At 71.3% G+C, this 19,634-nt stretch carries 22 protein-coding genes and 1 pseudogene; 17 read left to right on the top strand and 6 right to left on the bottom strand.

Features of this window, described 5'->3' with window-relative positions; all coding sequences use genetic code 11:
* Positions 1 to 208 precede the first annotated feature (208 nt).
* Both Pta02_RS39720 and Pta02_RS39715 read right to left on the bottom strand, forming a co-directional pair.
* A complete protein-coding gene (locus tag Pta02_RS39720; protein WP_203880216.1) occupies positions 209 to 2,674 on the bottom strand; it encodes a bifunctional acetate--CoA ligase family protein/GNAT family N-acetyltransferase in 2,466 nt (821 codons plus the stop codon).
* A 348-nt stretch (positions 2,675 to 3,022) separates the two neighbouring features.
* A pseudogene (locus Pta02_RS39715) lies at positions 3,023 to 3,262 on the bottom strand (response regulator); the annotation flags it as partial.
* A gap of 260 nt (positions 3,263 to 3,522) precedes the next feature.
* On the opposite strand from Pta02_RS39715, the gene Pta02_RS39710 reads away from it, so the two are divergent.
* Together Pta02_RS39710 and Pta02_RS39705 are read left to right on the top strand one after the other, a co-directional pair.
* Positions 3,523 to 3,738, top strand: a complete 216-nt coding sequence (locus Pta02_RS39710; protein WP_203880215.1) for a DUF1918 domain-containing protein — start codon at positions 3,523 to 3,525, stop codon at positions 3,736 to 3,738.
* Positions 3,739 to 3,754: 16 nt separating this feature from the next.
* The gene (locus Pta02_RS39705; RefSeq protein WP_203880214.1) at positions 3,755 to 4,639 is read left to right on the top strand and encodes a universal stress protein; all 885 of its coding nucleotides are present in this window, start codon (positions 3,755 to 3,757) and stop codon (positions 4,637 to 4,639) included.
* A gap of 128 nt (positions 4,640 to 4,767) precedes the next feature.
* On the opposite strand, the gene Pta02_RS42235 is transcribed toward Pta02_RS39705, so the two are convergent.
* Positions 4,768 to 6,342 (bottom strand): DUF4389 domain-containing protein, encoded by a 1,575-nt coding sequence (locus tag Pta02_RS42235; RefSeq protein WP_203880213.1) that lies wholly within the window; start codon positions 6,340 to 6,342, stop codon positions 4,768 to 4,770.
* Positions 6,343 to 6,630: 288 nt separating this feature from the next.
* Between Pta02_RS42235 and Pta02_RS39695 the strand changes: the two genes are divergently transcribed.
* From Pta02_RS39695 to Pta02_RS39640, 12 genes are all read left to right on the top strand, one after another.
* Entirely contained in the window at positions 6,631 to 7,071 is a 441-nt protein-coding gene (locus tag Pta02_RS39695) for a hypothetical protein (protein WP_203880212.1), read from the top strand.
* 474 nt (positions 7,072 to 7,545) lie between these two features.
* Positions 7,546 to 8,016 (top strand): hypothetical protein, encoded by a 471-nt coding sequence (locus Pta02_RS39690; protein ID WP_203880211.1) that lies wholly within the window; start codon positions 7,546 to 7,548, stop codon positions 8,014 to 8,016.
* 19 nt (positions 8,017 to 8,035) lie between these two features.
* A complete protein-coding gene (locus Pta02_RS39685; RefSeq protein ID WP_203880210.1) occupies positions 8,036 to 8,548 on the top strand; it encodes a nitroreductase/quinone reductase family protein in 513 nt (170 codons plus the stop codon).
* Between the two features lie 165 nt (positions 8,549 to 8,713).
* Positions 8,714 to 9,583, top strand: coding sequence for a universal stress protein (locus Pta02_RS39680; RefSeq protein WP_203880209.1), 870 nt, complete (start codon positions 8,714 to 8,716; stop codon positions 9,581 to 9,583).
* Positions 9,580 to 10,071, top strand: coding sequence for a CBS domain-containing protein (locus Pta02_RS39675; RefSeq protein ID WP_203880208.1), 492 nt, complete (start codon positions 9,580 to 9,582; stop codon positions 10,069 to 10,071). The genes Pta02_RS39680 and Pta02_RS39675 overlap by 4 nt, the downstream gene beginning before the upstream one ends.
* Positions 10,072 to 10,073: 2 nt before the next feature.
* Positions 10,074 to 10,310 carry a PLDc N-terminal domain-containing protein gene (locus Pta02_RS39670; RefSeq protein ID WP_203880207.1) on the top strand — a complete coding sequence of 79 codons (237 nt, stop codon included), beginning with the start codon at positions 10,074 to 10,076 and terminating at the stop codon, positions 10,308 to 10,310.
* Positions 10,311 to 10,341: 31 nt separating this feature from the next.
* A complete protein-coding gene (locus Pta02_RS39665; RefSeq protein WP_203880206.1) occupies positions 10,342 to 11,337 on the top strand; it encodes an NAD(P)H-dependent glycerol-3-phosphate dehydrogenase in 996 nt (331 codons plus the stop codon).
* Positions 11,338 to 11,370: 33 nt separating this feature from the next.
* Positions 11,371 to 11,682, top strand: a complete 312-nt coding sequence (locus Pta02_RS39660; RefSeq protein ID WP_203880205.1) for a hypothetical protein — start codon at positions 11,371 to 11,373, stop codon at positions 11,680 to 11,682.
* Entirely contained in the window at positions 11,679 to 12,329 is a 651-nt protein-coding gene (locus Pta02_RS39655) for a WS/DGAT domain-containing protein (RefSeq protein ID WP_203880204.1), read from the top strand. Before Pta02_RS39660 ends, Pta02_RS39655 begins: the two co-directional genes overlap by 4 nt.
* Entirely contained in the window at positions 12,326 to 12,526 is a 201-nt protein-coding gene (locus Pta02_RS39650) for a hypothetical protein (protein WP_203880203.1), read from the top strand. Before Pta02_RS39655 ends, Pta02_RS39650 begins: the two co-directional genes overlap by 4 nt.
* Positions 12,527 to 12,614: 88 nt before the next feature.
* Positions 12,615 to 13,157 (top strand): DedA family protein, encoded by a 543-nt coding sequence (locus tag Pta02_RS39645; protein WP_203880202.1) that lies wholly within the window; start codon positions 12,615 to 12,617, stop codon positions 13,155 to 13,157.
* A gap of 10 nt (positions 13,158 to 13,167) precedes the next feature.
* The gene (locus Pta02_RS39640; protein WP_203880201.1) at positions 13,168 to 13,812 is read left to right on the top strand and encodes a nitroreductase/quinone reductase family protein; all 645 of its coding nucleotides are present in this window, start codon (positions 13,168 to 13,170) and stop codon (positions 13,810 to 13,812) included.
* Between the two features lie 525 nt (positions 13,813 to 14,337).
* Here the strand turns inward: Pta02_RS39640 and Pta02_RS39635 are convergent.
* Positions 14,338 to 15,315 (bottom strand): GerMN domain-containing protein, encoded by a 978-nt coding sequence (locus tag Pta02_RS39635; protein ID WP_203880200.1) that lies wholly within the window; start codon positions 15,313 to 15,315, stop codon positions 14,338 to 14,340.
* Between the two features lie 247 nt (positions 15,316 to 15,562).
* Here Pta02_RS39635 and Pta02_RS42420 point away from each other — a divergent pair, with 247 nt between their 5' ends.
* Positions 15,563 to 15,949 (top strand): beta/alpha barrel domain-containing protein, encoded by a 387-nt coding sequence (locus tag Pta02_RS42420; RefSeq protein WP_373872440.1) that lies wholly within the window; start codon positions 15,563 to 15,565, stop codon positions 15,947 to 15,949.
* Here the strand turns inward: Pta02_RS42420 and Pta02_RS39625 are convergent.
* On the bottom strand, positions 15,838 to 16,524 hold the full coding sequence (locus tag Pta02_RS39625; protein WP_203880198.1) for a DUF4386 family protein: 687 nt from the start codon (positions 16,522 to 16,524) through the stop codon (positions 15,838 to 15,840). The two genes, Pta02_RS42420 and Pta02_RS39625, sit on opposite strands and share 112 nt — an antisense overlap.
* A 320-nt stretch (positions 16,525 to 16,844) precedes the next feature.
* On the opposite strand from Pta02_RS39625, the gene Pta02_RS39620 reads away from it, so the two are divergent.
* Complete coding sequence (locus tag Pta02_RS39620) at positions 16,845 to 17,564, top strand: CBS domain-containing protein (RefSeq protein ID WP_203880197.1); 720 nt, start codon at positions 16,845 to 16,847, stop codon at positions 17,562 to 17,564.
* A 105-nt stretch (positions 17,565 to 17,669) separates the two neighbouring features.
* Positions 17,670 to 18,677, top strand: a complete 1,008-nt coding sequence (locus Pta02_RS39615) for a sigma-70 family RNA polymerase sigma factor (protein ID WP_203880196.1) — start codon at positions 17,670 to 17,672, stop codon at positions 18,675 to 18,677.
* Between the two features lie 303 nt (positions 18,678 to 18,980).
* Here Pta02_RS39615 and Pta02_RS39610 read toward each other — a convergent pair whose 3' ends face one another.
* Positions 18,981 to 19,412, bottom strand: a complete 432-nt coding sequence (locus Pta02_RS39610) for an Hsp20/alpha crystallin family protein (protein WP_203880195.1) — start codon at positions 19,410 to 19,412, stop codon at positions 18,981 to 18,983.
* Positions 19,413 to 19,634: the final 222 nt, after the last annotated feature.

Genomic DNA, 19,634 nt, shown 5'->3' with positions numbered 1-19,634 from the left:
ATGCCGGGACGGCAGGGGGATACGGCCGATGGGCCCGCAGTCATGGGCCGACCGGCCCTGGCCGCCACGCCGCGAGGGCTCGGCTCGGTGAGCGTGCACGTGGTAGTGGTCCGCTCACCGCGTATGACCGGTGTCCACCTGATGGGCCCCCTTGCCCGTTCCTGAGATGCGAGATGAGTGAGCGGGCTGAGCGGGCCCGTCGGTGTGATCATCGTTTCGTGGGCGTCTCTGCTGTGGCGTCCACCGAAGGCCGGCCGCGGTAGCCGTACAACAGGGGCGAGCAGCGCAGCTCTTTGATCATCTCGGTGGCGGCGGCCGGGGTGAGCGGCGGCACCCGGAAGGCGCGGTCGGCGAGCAGGTCGGCGGCCACGCCGCCCATGCCGGCCATGACCAGCGGCCCGAAGGCGGGGTAGTTCACGCCGCCGACGATGGTCTCCACGCCGCCGGTCAGCAGGGGCTGCACGATCACACCGGTCATCGCCGGGCCGATGGCCTCGGCCATCTCCCGGTAGGCCCGCTGCACCTCCCCGGGACCGTTCAGACCGAGGCGCACGCCGCCGACGTCGCTCTTGTGGACCAGCGCCGGTCCGGTCGCCTTGAGCGCGACGGGGCCCGCGATGCGCGCGGCGGCTGCGGCGGCGCTGTCCGGATCGTCTGCCTCGACGGACTCGACCACGTTCAGGCCGTAGCAGCGCAGCAGCCCGGCCGCCGCCTGCGGAGTCAGCCGGCAGCCCTGCGGGTGCCGCGCCAGCTCCGCACGGACGAGCGTTCGCGCGGCGCGGGCCAGCGCCGCCACGGCCTGCTCGGGGAAGGCGTAGCCGGGAATCCGGCCGCTCATGAGTCCATCGTGCCCGACCAGGCAGGCCAGCACCGGCTTGCCCGCGTGTTGCGCGGCGGTGGCGATCGCCTTGCCGGTCTGCTCCGGGCCGGAGCCGAACGGCGGGGTGCAGACGACCAGGACGGCGTCGACGCCGGGATCGCCGAGAACCGTTTTGATCGCGAAGCCGAACTCGCGGGCGTCGGCGGCCGCGGTCAGGTCGACGGGGTTGCCCAGCGCCGCCGAGGCGCGCATCCGCCTGGCGAGCCGGGTCCTGACCGGTTCGGACAGCTCGGGCACGGTCAGCCCCTGCCGTTCGCAGGCGTCGGCGGCCATCGCCTCCGGCCCGCCGGAGTTGCCGACGATGGCGACGCGCGGGCCGCGCGGCAGGGGCTGGGTGGTCAGCAGCAGCGCGGTGCCGAGCAACTCGGCGACGCCGTCCAGGCGGATCACGCCGGAGGCGCGGACCAGGGTGTCGACGGCGATGTCCGGGGTTGCGGCGGCGGCGGTGTGCGAGCGCACCGCGCGGTCGCCGGAGGCCGACCGGCCGCTCTTGATCAGCAGGATCGGCTTGCGGGTGCCGACCCGGCGGGCGATCCGGGCGAACTTGCGGGGGTTGCCGAACGATTCCAGATACAGCGCGATGACATCGGTGGCCCCGTCGTCCTCCCAGTACTCCAGCAGGTCGTTGCCGCTGACGTCGGCCTTGTTGCCGACCGAGACGAATGAGGACACGCCCAGCCCGAGGGTGCCGAGCCTATCGACGAGGCCGGCCGCGACCGCGCCGGACTGCGACATCACGCCGATCCGGCCGGGAGCGGGTGTCTGCCCGAGGAAGGTGGCGTTGAGATCGGCCGGCGTGTCGGCGATGCCCAGGCAGTTCGGGCCGACCAGCCGCATGCCCGCCCGGCGGCAGATGCGCAGCAGCTCCTTCTCGGCGTCGGGATTCCCGCTCTCGGCGAAGCCCGCGGTGAGGACCACCAGCCCGGCCACACCCGCCTCGGCGCAGTCCCGGGCGACGTCCGGGACGTGCCGCGCCGGAACGGCCACCACGGCCAGCTCCACCGGGCCGGGCACATCCCGGACCGAGGGGTGGGCGGTCAGCCCCGCCACCCGCCCGGCTTTCGGGTCGACCGGATAGATCGGCCCGGGGAAGCCGCCGTCGATCAGGTTGCGCAGCACCCGGTGGCCGATCGAGGCCGGGTCGCGGCTCGCGCCGATCACCGCCACGGAACGGGGCGAGAGCAGGCGGGTCAGCGACGCGCGCTCGGCCTCGTGATCACGCGCGTCGACGCGCGCCTGCAGACCGGGCGCGGGCGGCGACAGTGCGATGCTCAGGCGCACGACGCCGCTGTCGAAGCGCAGCTTCACCTCCATACCGATGTCACGCAGCACGTGGATCATGGCCATGTTGTCAGGGAGCACGTCACCGGTCAGCTCGCATACGTCGTGCTCGGCCGCATCCAGCGCCAGATGCTCCAGCAACAGCGTGCCCAGGCCGTGGCTCTGCGCGGTGTCATCGAGCAGGACGGCCATCTCGGCCCGCTTGCCCTCGGCGTCCGGGAAGTACTCGGCGATCCCCGCCACCCGCCCGCCTGCCAGTGCCACCAGGGCGCGGCCCCGGTAGCCGGGGCCGGTGATCTGCTCTACGTACTGGTGGGCGGGCTTCGTGCCGCCGGTGAAGAACCGCAGATAGGACGAGCGTTCCGAGATCCGGTCGGCCATGTCGTGCAGCGCGTCCCGATCATCGGGGTGCAGCGGGCGCACGTGGGCGATGCCGCCGTCACGGAGCAGGACATCGTACTCATCGCGGGCCGCATCGGCGGACGCGGTGGAGGATCGCCGTGGGTCGGTCATGGCAGTCATGGCGCACCGCTTTCGTCGAGGGCTCTCACCGCCATGCTGATCGGCGCGCACGGGGTTCCGGCAGGGCCGTGCGGTCACCGGTGGCCGGGACTTTGGTCCGTCAGCCGCGCGGGTCCCGTAAGGCCGGGCAACCTGGCCACGGGAGCGGCTTGCAGGTGATTGTCACGTCGTACGGCACGGGTGCGACCGGAGGCCGAAGGCCCCCGAGGGGGGTGGGGCGCACGGCTCTACGAGGCCCGGATGACTTCGGCGAGGGTGGGAGGCATGACCACCGTGTCCTCTGCCGGAGCGGGGCTCACCTCAGCCGAGGCCGCCGCGCGCCTGGTCGCCGACGGGCCGCATCAAACAGGCCACCGAAGACAGGCGGGAGCGCACCTCCCGGCAGACGTTCACGCCGCTGCCGTCGGGCAGGCGCACGTCCAGCACGGCGACGTCGGGCCTCAAGGCCGGGATGCGGGCGATGGCCGACTCGGCGCCCCCGGCCTCGCCGACGACCTCGATGTCGTCTTCGGAGTCGAGCAGTGCGGCCACGCCGCGCCGCACCACCTCGTGGTCGTCCACGAGGAACACGCGAATCATGGCTCCGACGCTAGCCCTCGTGCCCCCGGATGAATAGAAACCCGGTGTGTCAATCCGCTCCCAGAAACAGTGGGAAATAGCGAAGACAGGGTCTTTGTGCCCGGATATCTCCTTCGGTCGCCTCTGTGATGGAGATGGGACCCGCTGAAGGATGAGGGTGAAGGCGGGAGGCGCTGTGCGACGTCGTACGGCGTAGTCCCCTCGGATGATCCACCGGCCGGTCACGCCCGGCGGATGACGATGCAGGAGAGGAGCTCGCGATGAAAGCGACGGTGGGCGACAGGCTGATCGTCGGGGGCACCCACGGCGGCGACGTCCGCCGGATCGGGGTGATCACGCAGTTGCGGCACCCCGACGGCTCCCCGCCCTACATGGTGCGCTGGGTGGACGATGAGCGCGAGAGCCTCGTGTTCCCCGGACCCGATGCCCGCGTGGTGACCAGGCAGGACCGGGACGCCGCGTTCGCGGCCCTGTGAACGACCGGAGGACGACATGATCATTGTAGGGGTCGACGGCTCGCATGCCGCCCTGGAGGCGGTGGGCTGGGCGGTACGGGAGGCCGAGCTGCGCGGCGTCGGGTTGCGCGTGGTGCACATCATGCCGGCCTGGGCGTTCGAGATGCCCGAGGACGCGCCGCATGCCGAGGTGGGCCGGTGGATGCGCGGCGGCGCCACCGACACACTGGCCCAAGGCGTGCAACGGGCTCAGGCCGAGGGCCGCGCGGTCGGGGTGGAGTCGCTGCTGCTGCCGGGCGATCCGCGCCTCGGCCTCATCGGGGCCGCCGAGGACGCGGAACTGCTGGTGGTCGGCAGCCACGGGCTGGGCGGTTTCCTGGGCATGCTGGTGGGCTCGGTGGCCCTGGGTGTGGCCGGCCACACCTCCTGCCCGGTGGCCGTGATCCGCGCCACGCCTACCGGCCAGGACGCACCCGGGGCGGCATGGGGTGGGCCGGTGGTGGTCGGGGTCGACGGCTCGCCCGCCGGGGCGCAGGCCCTGGCCTTCGCCTTCGCCGAGGCGTCGCGGCGCGGGGCCGAACTGCGGGCGGTGCACGCCTGGAGCGGGCCCGTCATCGAGGGCGCGCCCGGCCTGCTGACATCGGCAGGGGAACGCCAGGGCGGCGAGCAGCGGGTGCTGGCCGAGGCGCTGGCCGGCTGGGGCGAGCGCCATCCCGACGTCAAGGTCACCGCGCAGGCCGTCAACGGCCACCCGGTGGACGCCCTCAAGGAGGCGTCGGCCGGGACGGGCCTGCTGGTGGTGGGGTCCCGCGGGCGCGGAGATCTGAAAGGGCTGTTGCTCGGATCGGTCAGCCACTCGCTGCTGCATCATGCGTACTGCCCGCTGGTGGTCGTCCCGCCCCGGCGACCTTCCGGCGAGTGAGAGCCGGCGATACGGCCGCTGGAACAGCCGGCGACGATGCGGCCGGGATCACGTCCCGGCCGCATCGTCGCCGGCTGTTCCGCAGGACCTGTGGGAACCGCGTGAGCGCCGGTCCTGCGGACGGTGGTTCACCCCGTCCTGGTGACGACCGGCGGGGGGCCGGTGCGCACGGGCGGGGATGTGACGGCGGCCAGGCGGATGCCCAGCACGATCAGCCCGAAGCCGATCAGGAGCAGCACTGCCGTGGCGATGAACAGTCCCAGGACCAGGGCGTCCAATCCGGGCAGCGTGGCCCCTACCCGGATGTCGGCGGCCACCGCGGCAGAGGCATCGGCGTTCATGATGACGATGGCCCAGTCACCCGGCTGGATGTCCCAGCTCAGCATCTGCCGTCCGGGTCCGCTGGCCTGGGCGGCCCAGAACTTCTGAGCACCGGGAGTGGAGGCGGGAGCCCCGCCCGGGATATGGACGTAGCGGACGTCGCCGCCCGTGCCGGGGGAGAAGGCCAGGTGCGTCACCCGGTCATGGGCGACGTTCCCCAGATACTCCTCGGCCTCATGCTGCGGGGCGATCCCGGCGAACAGCGGTTCACCCGTCCCGGTGACCTGGATGCGGAGCCGGCCGACGGCGTCGCGCAGGAACCCGACGCCCTGTCCCGCGATCTCGAACTCCTCGGAGACGAGCGCGTAGGCGGGTGTGCCGGCCCGCTCGGTGTCGGTGCTGATGAAACCGCCGGGCCCGCGCGCGGAGTCGAGCACCGCGGCGCCGATTCCGACGGCCCCGGTGCCCAGCCCGGAGAACACGAGCAGGGAGCCCAGCAGGATGGAGGCGATCGCCCCGGCCGACCACCCGTGGTGCTGTGGCGGCAGGGAACCGGAAGCATGCGGCGGCGGGGGAACGGAGGAATAGGCCGGTGGCAGGTCCGGGGAGGCTCCTGCACCGGCGTACTGCCGTTGCCCGCCCGCAGGCACGGCGCCGGCCCACTCCTCCTCCGGTACGGCACCGGCTTCCTCACCCGGAAGCCGTCGCCCCGCAGGGTCGTCCCCGCCCGCATCCAGGCGGAAGGGCGGGTAGGCGTCGGTCATCAGCGTGGCGTAGGCGGCCACGCGCAGCGCCCAGCGGTTCATGCCCAGGACGAAGTCGAACACGCCGCGCGGGTAGCGGCCGGTGAACAGCACGATGAGGGCGGCGATGAGGACCAGCAGGCCGCTCAGGCCACCCCAGTCCAGGGTGTACAGCAGGCCGCCGGTGGCATCGGGCAGGTCGCCGCGCCAGGTGACGGCGCTGCCGCTGGTGAACAGCCCGACGACGAGATAGTGCGGGATGGCCAGCAGCCACCATTTGATCAGGACCAGGCCGCGGGAGAGCCGGGCCGGATAGTCGATCTCAAGGGTGGCCGGATAGTGCGGGGCCGGGCCGAGGGTGAAGGGCGGATAGCGGTCGGTGCCCAGGGCGCCGTAGCTGTAGTAGGCCACGCGCCAGGTCCAGCGCAGCACGCCGAGGTTGAATTCGAAGATCGGCCGCGGGTAGCGGCCGGTGAACAGGATGGCGAAGAAGGCGATCACCGTCAGGACGGTGAAGGCGATCCACAGCAGTGCCAGGACGAGGTAGTGCGGGACGGCCAGCAGCCATTTGACCAGCCACAGCCCCCGGTTCAGCGGCTCGTCCAGGCGTGCGCGCACCCGTATGGGGTAGGCGTTCATGATCCCGGCTCCTTTCCGGGAGACACCGAGGAAACGGCTTACCCTGCCAGCGCACCACCCGGCCGTGCCCCCTCCCACCGGCCGAAAGTCCCGAACCGGCACGCCGATGGACCCGCATGGCCGGGCGGTGTGAGGACGGATCACCCGCGTGGGGCACGGCTGTGCCCGCGCACGTGTGACCGACATCGCGATATGAGGGACCTACGGCACTGCCCGCACCCCATGCCCGGCGGGACTCTGAAGGCAGGGACCTCATCAGCGAGAGGACCCTCGGGAAGATGAGAGGGGGTGAGCATGATGAGGCTGACCTGGAAGGACGCGGTCGCCACCGCGGTCGCGGGTGTCAACGTCGCGGTCTACGCGGCGTTCCTGCAGGGAGCGGATCTGCCGGTCATCTCCGGCGTGCGGGGCGCCACCGCGACCATTCTGGTACTCGGTCTGGTCGGCGGGTGCGCGCTCAGCGCGGCCGATGAGCTGTACGGCGGTGAGCGGACACCGGCGACGCGGCTGTTCACCGTGGTCGCGAGCCTGCTCGGCGTCACGGCGCTGGTGGCCGGGATCATCGGGCTGGTCGCCGCCAGCGAGGTCGCGCTGGCGGTGCTGTTCTACGCCACGATCGCACTGTGGCTCATCTCGACGCTGCGGCACGCGCTCGGCATCCCCGGCGCTCCGCCGTCCGGGCGTGATGTGCACGAGGTCATCGAGCCGGAGCAGCCGGCACGGAGGTGATCATGCCGGTACGGAGGACCGGCGGGTGCGGTGAACGCCCGCCGGTCAGTCATGTCCGGAAAGTCTGGCTGACCAGGGAAGCGGTCTTGAGGTCTCACCGGTGACGATGGGTCTGAGGAGCCCTCCGGCCGCTCCCCGGTGGACAGCGGGGGAAGACCGGGGCCGCATCGGATGCGAGCAGGTGAAGCAACCGGCATTGATGCGCTGCCAACGGTGCGCGGTGAGGCCGCCGGATCCCGACCCGGCGTCGATCCGAACCGTCGCTCTCCTCGTGTCGCTTTCGCGCTGTGCCGCAGGAGGCGGCGGCCGGGCTTCAGGGCAGGTCGCGCGGCCAGCCGGTTGCGCTCGCGAAGGGGCAGTGCCATCACTCCAGGCTATCAAGCCATGTCATCTTGGCGGGCAGCGACTTATTGACAGAGTGTGCCAAAAGGGAAGATGCTGTCTCCGGTCCCGTTCTCCTGGAGGTTCCCGACCATGCCGGTCCACGTCCTCGCCGGTCATCTGGTGATCGTCACCGCCCCGCTGACGGCTCTGCTGGCCCTCCTCTACGCCTGGCGTCCCGCGGTACGGCGCGGCCTGCGCCTGCCCCTGGTGGCCGCCGGCGTGCTGAACCTGGCCGCGGCCCTCTGGGCCGAGCAGGCCGGCTCCGCGCTGTACGAGGAGTTGACGGCAACGGCGCGCCGGGCGGGGCGGCAACTGCCGCCGACCGTCCTCTCCCACGCCCATCAGGGCGACGCCCTGGCGGTCTCCTGCTTCGTCCTGGCGGTGACCGTGCTGGTCGTCGTCCGGCGCGCTCTGGCACCCGGCCGCGAGCGCGGCACGGGGGCCATCGTCGCCTCCGGCGTGCTGAGCGCCGCGGTCATCGCCGTGTGGATCTTCACCGCCACCACCCTGGTCCAGGCGCTGCAGGCGGTGTGGTCCCACCACACCCTCTGGCAGGGCTGAAAAAGGAAGGAGAGGGCCGATGCCGATCCACGTCAGCGCCCCGTTGTACGCGCTCAAGCGGTGGATGTACCGCCACGGCCGCCCCGGCAGGCTGGCACGGGCCCTGATCCGGCTGGATGTGCTCCAGTTCGCCTGGGGCCGGCTCGTGCCCCGCCGCGCCGCAGTCCTGGAGGTGCCCGGCCGCACCAGCGGCCGGACGGTCGCGGTGCCCGTGGTCGTGGCCGACCACGACGGCGGCGAGTACCTGGTCTCGATGCTGGGCGAGGAGGCGAACTGGGTCCGCAACGTCCGCGCCGCCGGCGGTCGCGCGGTCCTGCGCCGCGGCGGCCGCCGCCCGGTCCTGCTGCAGGAGGTCGCGGTGGCGCAGCGCGCCCCGATCCTGCGCCGCTATCTCGCCCTGGCCCCGGGCGCCCGCCCGCACATCCCGGTCAGCCGGCGTGCGCCACTGGAGTCCTTCGAGGCCGTGGCCCCGCACCATCCGGTCTTCCGTATCCACCCGGCCCCGTCACACGATCCTGGTGTGCGGCGCTGAGCGGGTGTCCCGCCCGCCGGCCGCACCTGTGGGATCACCCCTGGGAGGCGTTGGTCCCTGCAGGAGATGACCTTCGGCCGGTGACGGAACCCGCGCGCGCGTGTGCGATGGACGTGTGCGATGGAGACGTAAGGACACCGGCCCTTTTCGGAAGGGAGGCCGGCCGTGACCGGACTGATCGTCGTCGGCGTCGACGGGTCCGCCCCCGCGACGGCGGCGCTGGATTGGGCGAGCGAGGAGGCCGCGTGCCGCGGCGCGGCACTGAAGATTGTGAATGTGCGTGAGCCATGGACCGTCGCCGCTCCCTTCTTCCGAGCCGGAACGGTCGACGACTCGGCGGCCGGATACGGCCCGCAGACGCTGGAGGCGGCCGTGCGACGGGCCCGGGAGCATGCCTCCGCCACCGAGATCACCACCAGTCTGGCCACCGGGGCGGTGGTCGAGCGGCTCAGGGCCGAGTCCGAAGGAGCCGACGAACTGGTGATCGGCAGCAGAGGGCTGGGCGGCTTTTCCGGGCTGGTGCTCGGCTCGGTGGGCCTGGCGCTGGCCGGGCACGCCGCCGGTCCGGTCGTGGTGGTGCGTACGGTGGCTCGGAGCGTGCACGGTGTGATCGCCGTCGGCTTCGACGGCTCGGAGCATTCGGAGGCCGCACTGGAGTACGCCTTCACTCAGGCCCGGCGGCGCGGAGCCCGGCTGCGGGCCGTCTACGCCTGGCAGATGCCGATGAGCTCGCCGTACGCCCTGGGCTGCAGCCCGGTCGTGGAGCGGGTCTTCCAGGACGAGGCCGCCGTGGCCCGGCAGTACCTGGCGCCCTGGCGGGAGAAGTACCCGGACGTCGAGGTGGAGGAGTCGGCCGTCTGCGACCACCCGATCCACGTGCTGTCCGAGGAATCACGCCGGGCGGACCTGGTGGTGGTCGGCTCGCGTGGGCTGGGTGGATTCAGCTCAGCCGTGCTGGGCTCGGTCAGTCACGGTGTGCTGCACCGCGCGCACTGCCCGGTCGCGGTGGTACGGCCCCGCAAGGAGGAACGATGAACGCCAAGACCCCGACCACCGAGGCGCTGACCGCCGGGCAGGTGATGAGCCGTGTTCTGGTCACGATCCCTCCCGAGGAGTCGCCGCTGATGGCCTGGGAGCTGATGCGCCGGGCGGAGGTCCACCATCTGCCGGTGCTCGACGCCCACGGCCGGCTGCTGGGCATCCTCACCCGCCAGGACGTGTCCGACAGCTGGTCCGGCGGCCCCGCCCAGCAGTCCCACCGCCCGGTCCGCGACCTGCTCGGCCGGCACCGGACGCCGCGCGCCCGCCCGGATCATCGCCTTTCCGAGGTGGCCGGAGCGATGCTGGATGCCGCCTGCGACGCGGTGCCGGTCCTCGACGATCGTGGCCGCCTGATCGGGATGATCACCACCGTGGACGTGCTGAAGGCCGTGGCCGGCCGCGTTGACACCACCGATGAGCCGGGCGAGGTGCGCACCGCGCTGTTCCGCATCGACCCCGTGGCCCTGCCGACGGAGGAGTAACCATGACACCGACACGTTCGCACCGGCGCTGGAGCGAGTTTTCCGACCGGCAGCGCACCGTGATCCTCGCGCTGGCCTCCATCGAGCTCTCACTCACCGCTACGGCGGCCGCCGACCTGTGGCGCCGGCCCGCCGGGCAGATCAGGGGACGCAAGCCGCTGTGGTGGCCGTTCCTGATCGTCCAGCCCTTCGGGCCGATCTCCTACCTGGTGCTCGGCCGCAGGACCTCATCTCGTTAGCGCGCTGAGGCGATGTGGGAGGGAGCGGGTCATGAAGGTCACGGTCGTCGGGGCCGGCTCCTGGGGGACCACGGTGGCGTCACTGGTGGCCAAACGCCATGACACGACGGTGTGGGCCCGCGAGCCCGGCCTCGCACAACAGATCAACGACATGCACGTCAACCCGTTGTATCTGGCAGGATTCTCCCTGCCGGAGCGCCTGGTGGCTACGGCGGACCTCAAGACGGCCACGGAAACGGCGCAACTGCTCATCATCGCGGTGCCCTCCCACGGGTTCCGCGACGTCCTGCGCCGGGCGTGCCCCCATGTCCCGCCCTGGATCCCGGTGATCAGCCTGTCCAAAGGACTGGAGCAGGGGACGCTGCTGCGGATGACCGAAATCATCCGAGAGCTGCTGCCGGGGCACCCGGCAGCGGCACTGACCGGCCCCAACCTGGCCAAGGAGATCCTCTCCGGCAAGGCCGCGGCGACCGTCGTGGCCACCGAGGACCTCACGGTCGCCACCGCCCTGCAGGAGGTGCTGCACCGGGGACTGCTCCGGGTGTACGTCAACCACGATGTGATCGGCTGTGAGATCGGCGGTGCGCTCAAGAACGTCGTGGCGATCGCGGCCGGAATGGCCGAAGGCCTCGGCGTGGGGGACAACACCCGCGCCGCGGTCATCACCCGGGGCCTGGCGGAGATCACCCAGCTGGGCACGGCGATGGGCGGCGAGAGCACCACCTTCGCCGGACTCACCGGGATGGGCGATCTGCTGGCCACCTGCATGAGCCCGCAGAGCCGTAACCGGCACGTCGGGGAGCGGCTGGGACGGGGCCACAGGCTCGACGACGTTCTCGGCGCGATGTGCTCGGTCGCCGAAGGCGTCAGGACCGCCGGGGTGGCCGTCGAGCTCGGCGATCGGCACGGGCTGCCCCTGCCGATCTGCCACACCATCCAGCACGTCATCGACGGAAAGCTCTCCGCGCGCGACGCGTACGAGGGCTTGCGGAACATTCCGGCGGGACACGAAGCAGACCCCTGGTGAACCGCATCGGAGGGTCCGGCCGGGGAGGTCGTGATGCGTCAGCTGAGCGCGCTGGACAGCCAGTTCCTGGGCTTCGAGACGGCGGCGGACGTGGCCAGCGTCGCCGGGCTGGCGATCCTGGGACGCGAGGTGTCCCGGGACGAGCTGCTCGTGCTGCTGAAGGACCGGACGGGCCGCATCGAGCAGCTGCGCCAGCGGTTGAGAGCTGCCGCACCCGCCCGCCCCGCGCACACCGCTGAGCGGGGCGGTCTCCGCCCACCGCCGTTTCGCCTTCGCCGAGCTCTCTCGACGACGTCAAACGGGTCAAGAACGCCTTCGGCGTCACGGTCAACGACGTGGTCATGACGCTGGCGTCCGGCGCGCTCCGGCGGTGGCTGGTCGTCCACGACGCGCTCCCCGCCGAGCCGCTGATCGCGGGCGTGCCCTTCTCGCTGCGCGGGCCCGACGGTGCGGAGCACGGTAACCAGGTCACGATCATGACCGTGCCGTTGCCGACGCACGTCGCCGAGGCTGGGCGGCGTCTCGAAGAGGTGCACGCGTCCATGAAACGGCTCAAGACGCACGCCGACCCCGTACCGGCAAGCTGGCTGCGGGAGTTCACCGAGAGTCTGCCCGCCGCGCTGACCGGCCTGGCCGACCGGGCCGCATTCGCCCTGCTCGGGCAGGCCGCCCCGCCGATGAACCTGATCGTGTCGAACGTCCCCGGCCCGCAGGTGCCGCTGTTCGTCACCGGAGCGCGTCTGCTGGCGCATTATCCGGTCTCGGTGGTGACCGGCGTCAGCGGCGGGCTCAACATCACGGTGTTCTCCTATGACGGCCGTCTCGACATCGGGATCGTCGCCTGCCGGGACATGGTGCCCGACGTGTGGGCCATCGCCGGCTACCTGAAGGAGGCGCTGGAGGAGCTCATGGCTCTGCTGGACCCGGCGGGCTCGCCCGTACCGGCGCGGCCGACGACCTGGCCGGTGCCACCCGGATCGCCACCCGCATGATCCGCGACTTCGGCCTGTCACCCGCGCTCGGCCCGGTCGGCTACGGCGGCACCACCCCGGACTATCTCGGTGAGCAGGCGCAGGATCCGCTGGCCGCGCTCCTGATCGAACACGAGACCGTAGACGGCGACGCGGTCGCCGTCGTGCTGCGTGAGGAGGCGTTGCTCCTGCCCGGCGTCGAGGCCGCCGCCGTATGACGACGTCGTTCCCCGATCCGGTCCGGCGGAGCCGCCTGCCCATCCGGGTACGGCCCGCACCGCCGGGCGGCAGGAAGAGGAGGAAAGCATGCTGAGCGCGCTGAACGACCTGCCGGCCGGGCAGGGCCCCTGGGTGGTGGGCGTCTCCCTCCTGGCTCTCCTGGCGATGGAGGGCTCGCTGCCGGCCGGCACGCTGGCCGTGCCGTACCGGTGCTTCATCGGCTGGGCGATGACCGGGGCCGCCGTCTGGGTGACGGTCTACCTGGTGATCGGTTCCGTCGCCGGGAGCGCGGCCAGACAGCACCAGGATCTCCTGGTCCCGCTGATCGCCGCGGTGGCCGTTTTGGTCGGTGGCATGGCTCTGGTCATCAAGCGGCTCACCGCCTCGCGCCTGACCCGTCCGCGACGGCGTCCCCTCCTGCGGGATCACGGGCCGCAGACGCCGGATGAACGGGCGAAGAGGCCTTTGGCCCGGACCATGGACTCTGGTGAGTCCTGCCGGTCGGCCCGATTCTCTACCTGCTGCCGGGCCGCCGTCCGGGGCGTGCGGACGCCGCGTGGTCCCGACCGGCTCCCGAGCCGTCACCGGCGGAACAGCCCGCGGGCACCCGTCACTCCTGATTGCCCCTGAGGTGATGATCATGGCTGAGACCGCGGCGCCACACGCCCGCCGCCCGCACCGGATGCAGACGCGCCTGGTCAACCCGGTGATACGGCACCTGCTGCGTACCCCCTGGCACGACCTGCTGTCCCGGTGGGTCGTGCTGCTGACGCTCACCGGCCGCCGCAGTGGCGCCGCCATCACGGTGCCGGTCCAGTACGCCCAGGACGGCGACATCCTCACCCTGGTCAGCAGGCGCTCGCGGATCTGGTGGCGCAACCTCGAGGGCGGTGCCGCGCTCCGGCTCACCCTGCGCGGGGTGGAGCACACCGGACAGGCGGCCGTCAGCTGTGATCCCGAGCAGGTCCGTACGGCGCTGGCCGCCATCGGGCGGAGTGTCGGCAGGGAGAAGGAGCTCATGCCGGTGCGGGAGGCCGTCGCCGTCACCGTGCGCCTCGACCCCGCGGATGCCCCGCGGCGGTGGCCTGCGGGCCGGAGGTTGTGGCGGCGCTGGGTGGTCGCGGTGACCGCAGGAGAGGTCCTCGGTTTCTCGGTGTCGGCGCTGGTCGGGCCCGCGGTGGCCGTCGCCTGGATGATCGGCGCCCTGCTCATGGCGGCCACCGCCGCGGCCCTGACCGGGCTGGCGATGCTGCGGCTCCTGCGGCGGCCTGCCGAAGCCCGATAGGAGTCCGAGGCCGCTGAGGGATCGGGAGCGGTAAGGGTCGAAGGTCCCGGTTCGCCCGCCCCGGACGGCCCTGCCGGGCTTGTCGCCGTCGCCGGATATTGAAGGCCGGACATCGGAACCGGCCTTCAGGCGGAGAGCCACCGAGCGGGTCGGCCCCGGCGTTCGTGAGCTGGTGACCGCGACGCTCCTGCAGGACGCGCCCGCCCCGGGGTTCGCCGGCGGGGAGAGCGTGACCCGTGCCGTCGTCGCGGGTGCCGCGGTGGTGGTCGGAGCGGCGGCGCGGCCCGCGCCGGGCCTGGGGGATCACGACGGGGCCGTATGGAGATCAAGGCGGTGGCCCCGCACGGCGGGGCCGTGACGTCCGGGGAAAGGGGTGCGGCGCCGATGGGGCGAGAACCGAGAAGATACGGCCGGCCGCAGGAGATCGCCGAGGATGTCTTCCTGGCGGCCCTGGGGCGCGGCGTCACCGTGCCGGGCCGGTGGACTTGGAGATTGTCTCGTGCGGCTCCTCCGTACGGGCTCGGTTCACGGCTCCAGGCACTGGGGGATGGAATCGGACGGACCACTGGGCCGTTCGGTCTGGCCGAGCGCGTTGTAGATCTTCACCCACTTGACCGAGGGGAACTGCTTGAGCGTCGGGACGATCTCGTTGGCGATGGTGAAGGTGGAGCCGCCGCTGCTGCACCGGCCGGTCAGATAGACCCGGGCGACGCCCTCGGTGATGGTCAGCTTGCTGAAGCCGGTGGCCCGGGAGCTGACGAAGCGCAGACCCTGGGCGCGTTCGGCCGGGGTCGGCCCGGCGAACAGGCGCTGCAGCGCGCCGTAGGCGGTGCTCGGCGGGATCACCGGCCGGAGCACGGCGGCGGTGTACGGCTCCCGTCCGGCGTTGAAGTTGCGGCTGTTGAGGAAGTAGTCGCGCACCTTGACGGTCCGGTACGGCGTGCTGATGTCGAGGACCACCCGGCTGGGCCGGGTGAGGGTGTAGACCCGATACGGCGTGCGCCTGGCGAGCCCGACCCCGAAGGACAGCACCGCCTCGTCGTCACCGGTGGAGACGACCTGGATCACGCCGGGCAGGGGGTAGGTGCGCCGGGCCGGCCCGTAAGCGGTGCCGTTGCCGTCGTGTCCGGTGGCCTTGGCGAAGCGGACCTGCAGCAGGGCGTCGCCGACGGTGCGCACAACCTTGCCGGACGGGTCGGCGATGAGCTGCTTGACGTAGCGCGCGCCGTACTGGGCGGGCACGGGTCCGCGGAAGTGGAAGACCAGCCGGTCCAGGCCCGGATGGTGGGCGGCGCGCACGTCGATGAGCGTCGGGACGATCGGTTGTGCGGTCTGCTGTGTGGACTGCCGCGTCGCCGTCGCCCACAGCGGAGCGGGGGCCGAGGCGGCCTGGGCCGATACGGCGGGCAGCAGCCCGGCCGTGCCGGCGGCCAGCAGCCCGGCCGTGCCGGCGGCCAGAACGGTGGTGGCGACGAGGGTGCGGGTGGTGAGCACGGTGATCATCTCTTCTCGCTGATCATGTCCTGCTCTGGTGCTCTACCTCCATACTGCTGCGGCGTGACGGCGGGTGAACGCGGCGAATGTCCTTGGCCGACGGGACGAAAGACAGGCTTTTCTGCTGTGGGTCGACCTGCGCAACGAGGCATTCCGCAAGGACGATGTCGGCTACCACAGCAGCGACCTGGTGTACGGCGAGCTGACCGGTGACCACCCGATCGACCTGACCCGCCGGCAGGTCGCCAACTGCTTCATGGGCCGGGTCGGACCGATCGATTCCGGAGGCGCGTCCTCGGGCCAGGATGATCTGGCGCAGGCCGTGCGGACCGCGGTGATCAACAAGCGGGCGGGCGGCATGGGCCTGATCGTCGGACGCGAGTCCTTCCAGCGGCCGATGACCGAGGGCGTCCGGCTGCTGAACGCCGTACAGGAGGTCTACCTCGACGACACCGTCACCATCGCTGAAGGGGGCGGCCGGGTGCGGCACCGCCGCGGTGGCCGCCGGGACCGTCAGTTCGAAGCAGGCGGTCATTCGGCTGCGGCCCCGCCACCGGTCGGCTCTGCGACCCGGTCACCTCGCGCGATCATTGTGATGGCGGCGGGCACCAGCCAGATGACGAGCGCGGGATACAACAGGTAGCTCAGCGCGCCGCCGGGTGCCAGCGGGCCGTCGGGCGCGACGGCGCTGACCGACAGGATCACATACGCTCCGGCCGCCGCGGCGGCCAGCCGGCCCAGCCAGCCCGGGAAGGCCCGGTGGCGCAGCGACACTACGGCGACGGCCGCGAGCATCACGGCCGTCGGCGCGTTGGCCAGGGCGAAGGCGGCATTCGTCAGCGCCACCAGGGCGCCTGACACCTGCTCCGGGGGCGCTGTGGCCAGCCCGATCTGGAAGGTCTGAGCAGTGAGATTGGCCGCGATTTGGGCGATGCCCGCGCCGAAGGCCAGCGTGGCCAGCCACTGCGAGCCGCCCTCGGCCGCGCCCAGGAAAGCGCGCAAGCCGGCGATGAACCACAGCAGCGCCGCCGCGCCGATCACGAACAGCGCGCTCTGGGTCAGCAGCGCCGATCCGTTGGCGGTGAAGAAGGCGGTGATCTGATCGGCCGGATCGTCCGGGTTCACCCCGCCCCGCTCGAAAAGCGTCGCCGCGGCTCCGGCCGCGACGGCGATCAGGCCGCCGGCCGCGCTCCATCGCCGTTGTGCGGTGGTACCCATGGTCACCGCCTCCTCTGATGGGGATCGCCTTTCAGCGCATCACCGCCTTGGGGGCCCGTACACGGGCGAAGGTCCTCATCCTCGGGCCGACTGTCCTTGGGGAAAATTAAAAATCTACAATGTAAAGTAAGGTGGTTATCTCATATAAACGAACCTCCCGTAGCCGGGCCGGCGGCGGCTGGCCACCTCGGTCGCAGGCTGTCAAGGCGGCATCACGCCGGACAGAGCCGTAAGTCCCGCAGCCGACAGCCCAACAGCCCTGCCGCCGGCAAGCGGCCGGGACTTGACTGATGGTGCGGAAAAGGAGGAGGGATCCGACGATGACAGCAAAGTCGTACCGGCCGACGGTCGCCGACGTCATGACCAAAGACGTGCTGACCGTGACCGCGCAGACCCCGTTCAAGGACATCGTCGCCGCGTTCGCCGACCGGGCGGTCAGCGGCGCTCCGGTGGTCGACGACGCCGGGCACGTGGTGGGCATCGTCACCGAGGCCGACCTGCTCAGGAAAGAGGAGTTCAAGGACGCTCCCGAAGAGCGGCATCGCCTCTTCGAGCATCGGCGCGATCGCCTGACCCGGCGGAAGGCGCGCGGTGACACGGCGGCGGAACTGATGACCACGCCCGTGATGACGGTCGCGCCGGACACCGTGATCCCGGCTGCCTCTCGGCTGATCGCCGAGCATGGCGTCAAGCGGTTGCCGGTGGTGGATGAGGCGGGGCGCCTGGTCGGCATCGTCAGCCGCGCCGACCTGCTGAAGATGTTCCTCGCCCCTGACGATCAGATCCGCCGGAAGGTGATCGATGAAGTCGTCGTCCGGACGTTGTGGGAAGACCCCCGCAAGGTCTCGGTCGACGTGCGCGACGGCGTGGTGACCCTGGAGGGCCAGATCGAGCTCAAGAGTCTGATCCCCTTCGCCGAACGGCTCACCCTGTCCGTCGACGGCGTCGTGGACGTGGTCTCCCGGCTCACCTACGAGCACGACGACTCCGTCCTGGCACAAGATCCCCTCGCGCTCCAGCCCATCTGGCGACACCGGTGAGCTCGCGCCGGGAGTGAGGGCACTTCTCCCGAGATCGGGAGATCTTCATCGAAGATCCTCCGTCTCGGGTCATGGAGGAACGTGACGTGGCAGGGGGAGGCAGTGATGAGTACGGTGACAGTGGAGAAGACACCGAGGGCGGAGCCGTACGCGACTGATCCACTCGGCCGGTATCTGAAGCAGATCGGCCGGATACCGCTGCTGACAGCCGAGGAAGAGGTCGAGCTCGGTAAGCGGATCGAGGCGGGACTCCACGCCCGGCACCTGCTCGACACCGATCCGGAGCTGCCGCAGGTGCGGCGGGCCGAACTGGAGGCCGTGGCGGGCGACGGAGCCGAGGCCAGAGACCGCATGATCCGCGCCAACCTGCGCCTGGTCGTGTCGGTCGCGAAACGCTACGCCCACCGGGGCCTGCCGCTGCTCGACGTTATCCAGGAGGGCAACATCGGGCTGATCCGGGCGGTTGATAGATTCGACCACACCAGAGGCTGCAAGTTCTCCACCTGTGCGATGTGGTGGATCCGCCAGGCGATCCAGCGGGGGCTGGCCGAGAAGGGCCGGATGATCCGGCTGCCGACGCGCGTCATAGATGACATCGCCCGGCTTGGCCGCATCGAAGGCGAACTGGCGGCGGACCTGGGACGCGATCCGAGCCTCGAGGAGCTGGCGGCCGGGGCCGGGCAACCGGTCGAAAAAGTGGCCGCCGTCAAACGGCTGCCGCCGGAGCCGGTCAGCCTGGACATCTTGGTGGGTGACGAGGAGCAGACGCGTCTCGGCGAGCTCGTCGTGGACGGGGAGGGGTCCTCTGTGGAGGAGGCCGTGGAGCGGCGTGGACTGGCGGACGGGGTGCGGTCGCTGGTCGACGACACGCTGGCGCCCCGCCAGGCACTGATCATGCGCCTGCGGTACGGCATGCAGGACGGGTTCGTCCACACGCCCCGGCAGATCGCCGAGCAGCTGGGACTCACCGGCGCCTGGGTGCGGTTCCTGGAACGGGAGTCGCTGGTGCGGCTGCGGGACGCCAGGCAGGCACGGGCGCTGGTCGCGCTGAGCGGTGGTCCGCCCACGGCCGCCACCGGGCGATCACCGACCGGCGCCGCCCGGGCCCGGTGAGGCGTCACAGATCACAAGACCCCGCCCGAGCTCATGTCTCGGTGGGTCTCCGGCGGCCGAACGGCCGTACCGCCGGGGCAGGGGGTCCCCCGTTCACGGGGCGTTCCGCCCTGTCCCGCACTCCGGCACCCGCCCGGACGATGAGGGCATGGACGAGACCCATCGGTGCACGCGCCATCTGCAGTCCGGTAGTGCTTCCTCCCACCGGCCCGGAAGGTTTTCCCGGGCTTTCCCGGACAGCGTGCGGGCCCGCTCCTCTTGGGGATGAGCGGGCCCGCACGCTGTGGTTATCGGCTCCGGTCATCAGCCCTTCCTGGTGTCCGGCTTGCTGACCAGAATGCGGGTGCCCTCCGGCTTGTGCTCGGAGAGCTTCACGCTGACCTCGAGGATCCCCTGGTCGTAGGTGGCCTTGACGTCCTTGGCGTCTGCCCCGGCGGGCAGCGTGATGGAGCGGGTGAACGCGCCGTAGCGGAACTCGCTGCGGTGTGCTTCCTTCTCTTCGTGGTGCCGCTCGGCGCGGATGGTCAGAACGCCCTCGGTCAGGGTGATCTCGACATCCTTGTCGGGGTCGATGCCGGGCAGCTCGGCACGGAGCACGTACCGGCCGTCCTTGACGTAGTCCTCGAACCGGATCATCTGCCCCATCACCGGGCGCAGCCCGGCCAACGGTGCCTCGAGCCAGTCGAAGATCTCCGGAATCAGCCCCCTGGTCTCCTTACGGGTCGATGCGCTCATTGATTCCCTCCGTCCTCTTCGGTGGTCTTTGCAGCTCCATCCGATCGCGGCCGTCAGCGGTCGAACGGTGCCAGAAGTCATTACTTGTGGAGCTTTAGTCACTGCTTGTCGCTATAGCCAGAGATGTCGGAAAGATCCGGTAAGGGATGAAGGTCCCGAACGATCCGGGCCCTCGGCTCCGGCCGACCGAGCCGTACGGCTCTGCCTGCACGGCGGGGAAAA

The organism is Paraplanobispora takensis (assembly GCF_016863195.1).
Lineage (GTDB): Bacteria > Actinomycetota > Actinomycetes > Streptosporangiales > Streptosporangiaceae > Planobispora > Planobispora takensis.
Note: the sequence above shows the minus strand (reverse complement) of the source record. Positions and strands in the feature narration are given on the sequence as shown.

What these genes read in the sequence shown, in the direction of transcription:
- Pta02_RS39690 (WP_203880211.1), top strand. Translation starts at nt 7,546, where the DNA reads ATGCCGGTCCACGTCCTCGCCGGTCATCTGGTGATCGTCACCGCCCCG.
- Pta02_RS39665 (WP_203880206.1), top strand. Translation starts at nt 10,342, where the DNA reads ATGAAGGTCACGGTCGTCGGGGCCGGCTCCTGGGGGACCACGGTGGCG.
- Pta02_RS39645 (WP_203880202.1), top strand. Translation starts at nt 12,615, where the DNA reads ATGCTGAGCGCGCTGAACGACCTGCCGGCCGGGCAGGGCCCCTGGGTG.
- Pta02_RS39620 (WP_203880197.1), top strand. Translation starts at nt 16,845, where the DNA reads ATGACAGCAAAGTCGTACCGGCCGACGGTCGCCGACGTCATGACCAAA.
- Pta02_RS39710 (WP_203880215.1), top strand. Translation starts at nt 3,523, where the DNA reads ATGAAAGCGACGGTGGGCGACAGGCTGATCGTCGGGGGCACCCACGGC.
- Pta02_RS39660 (WP_203880205.1), top strand. Translation starts at nt 11,371, where the DNA reads ATGCGTCAGCTGAGCGCGCTGGACAGCCAGTTCCTGGGCTTCGAGACG.
- Pta02_RS39720 (WP_203880216.1), bottom strand. Translation starts at nt 2,674, where the DNA reads ATGACCGACCCACGGCGATCCTCCACCGCGTCCGCCGATGCGGCCCGC.
- Pta02_RS39670 (WP_203880207.1), top strand. Translation starts at nt 10,074, where the DNA reads ATGACACCGACACGTTCGCACCGGCGCTGGAGCGAGTTTTCCGACCGG.
- Pta02_RS39685 (WP_203880210.1), top strand. Translation starts at nt 8,036, where the DNA reads ATGCCGATCCACGTCAGCGCCCCGTTGTACGCGCTCAAGCGGTGGATG.
- Pta02_RS39705 (WP_203880214.1), top strand. Translation starts at nt 3,755, where the DNA reads ATGATCATTGTAGGGGTCGACGGCTCGCATGCCGCCCTGGAGGCGGTG.
- Pta02_RS39635 (WP_203880200.1), bottom strand. Translation starts at nt 15,315, where the DNA reads ATGATCACCGTGCTCACCACCCGCACCCTCGTCGCCACCACCGTTCTG.
- Pta02_RS39625 (WP_203880198.1), bottom strand. Translation starts at nt 16,524, where the DNA reads ATGGGTACCACCGCACAACGGCGATGGAGCGCGGCCGGCGGCCTGATC.
- Pta02_RS42420 (WP_373872440.1), top strand. Translation starts at nt 15,563, where the DNA reads ATGGGCCGGGTCGGACCGATCGATTCCGGAGGCGCGTCCTCGGGCCAG.
- Pta02_RS39615 (WP_203880196.1), top strand. Translation starts at nt 17,670, where the DNA reads ATGAGTACGGTGACAGTGGAGAAGACACCGAGGGCGGAGCCGTACGCG.
- Pta02_RS42235 (WP_203880213.1), bottom strand. Translation starts at nt 6,342, where the DNA reads ATGAACGCCTACCCCATACGGGTGCGCGCACGCCTGGACGAGCCGCTG.
- Pta02_RS39650 (WP_203880203.1), top strand. Translation starts at nt 12,326, where the DNA reads ATGATCCGCGACTTCGGCCTGTCACCCGCGCTCGGCCCGGTCGGCTAC.
- Pta02_RS39640 (WP_203880201.1), top strand. Translation starts at nt 13,168, where the DNA reads ATGGCTGAGACCGCGGCGCCACACGCCCGCCGCCCGCACCGGATGCAG.
- Pta02_RS39655 (WP_203880204.1), top strand. Translation starts at nt 11,679, where the DNA reads ATGACGCTGGCGTCCGGCGCGCTCCGGCGGTGGCTGGTCGTCCACGAC.
- Pta02_RS39610 (WP_203880195.1), bottom strand. Translation starts at nt 19,412, where the DNA reads ATGAGCGCATCGACCCGTAAGGAGACCAGGGGGCTGATTCCGGAGATC.
- Pta02_RS39675 (WP_203880208.1), top strand. Translation starts at nt 9,580, where the DNA reads ATGAACGCCAAGACCCCGACCACCGAGGCGCTGACCGCCGGGCAGGTG.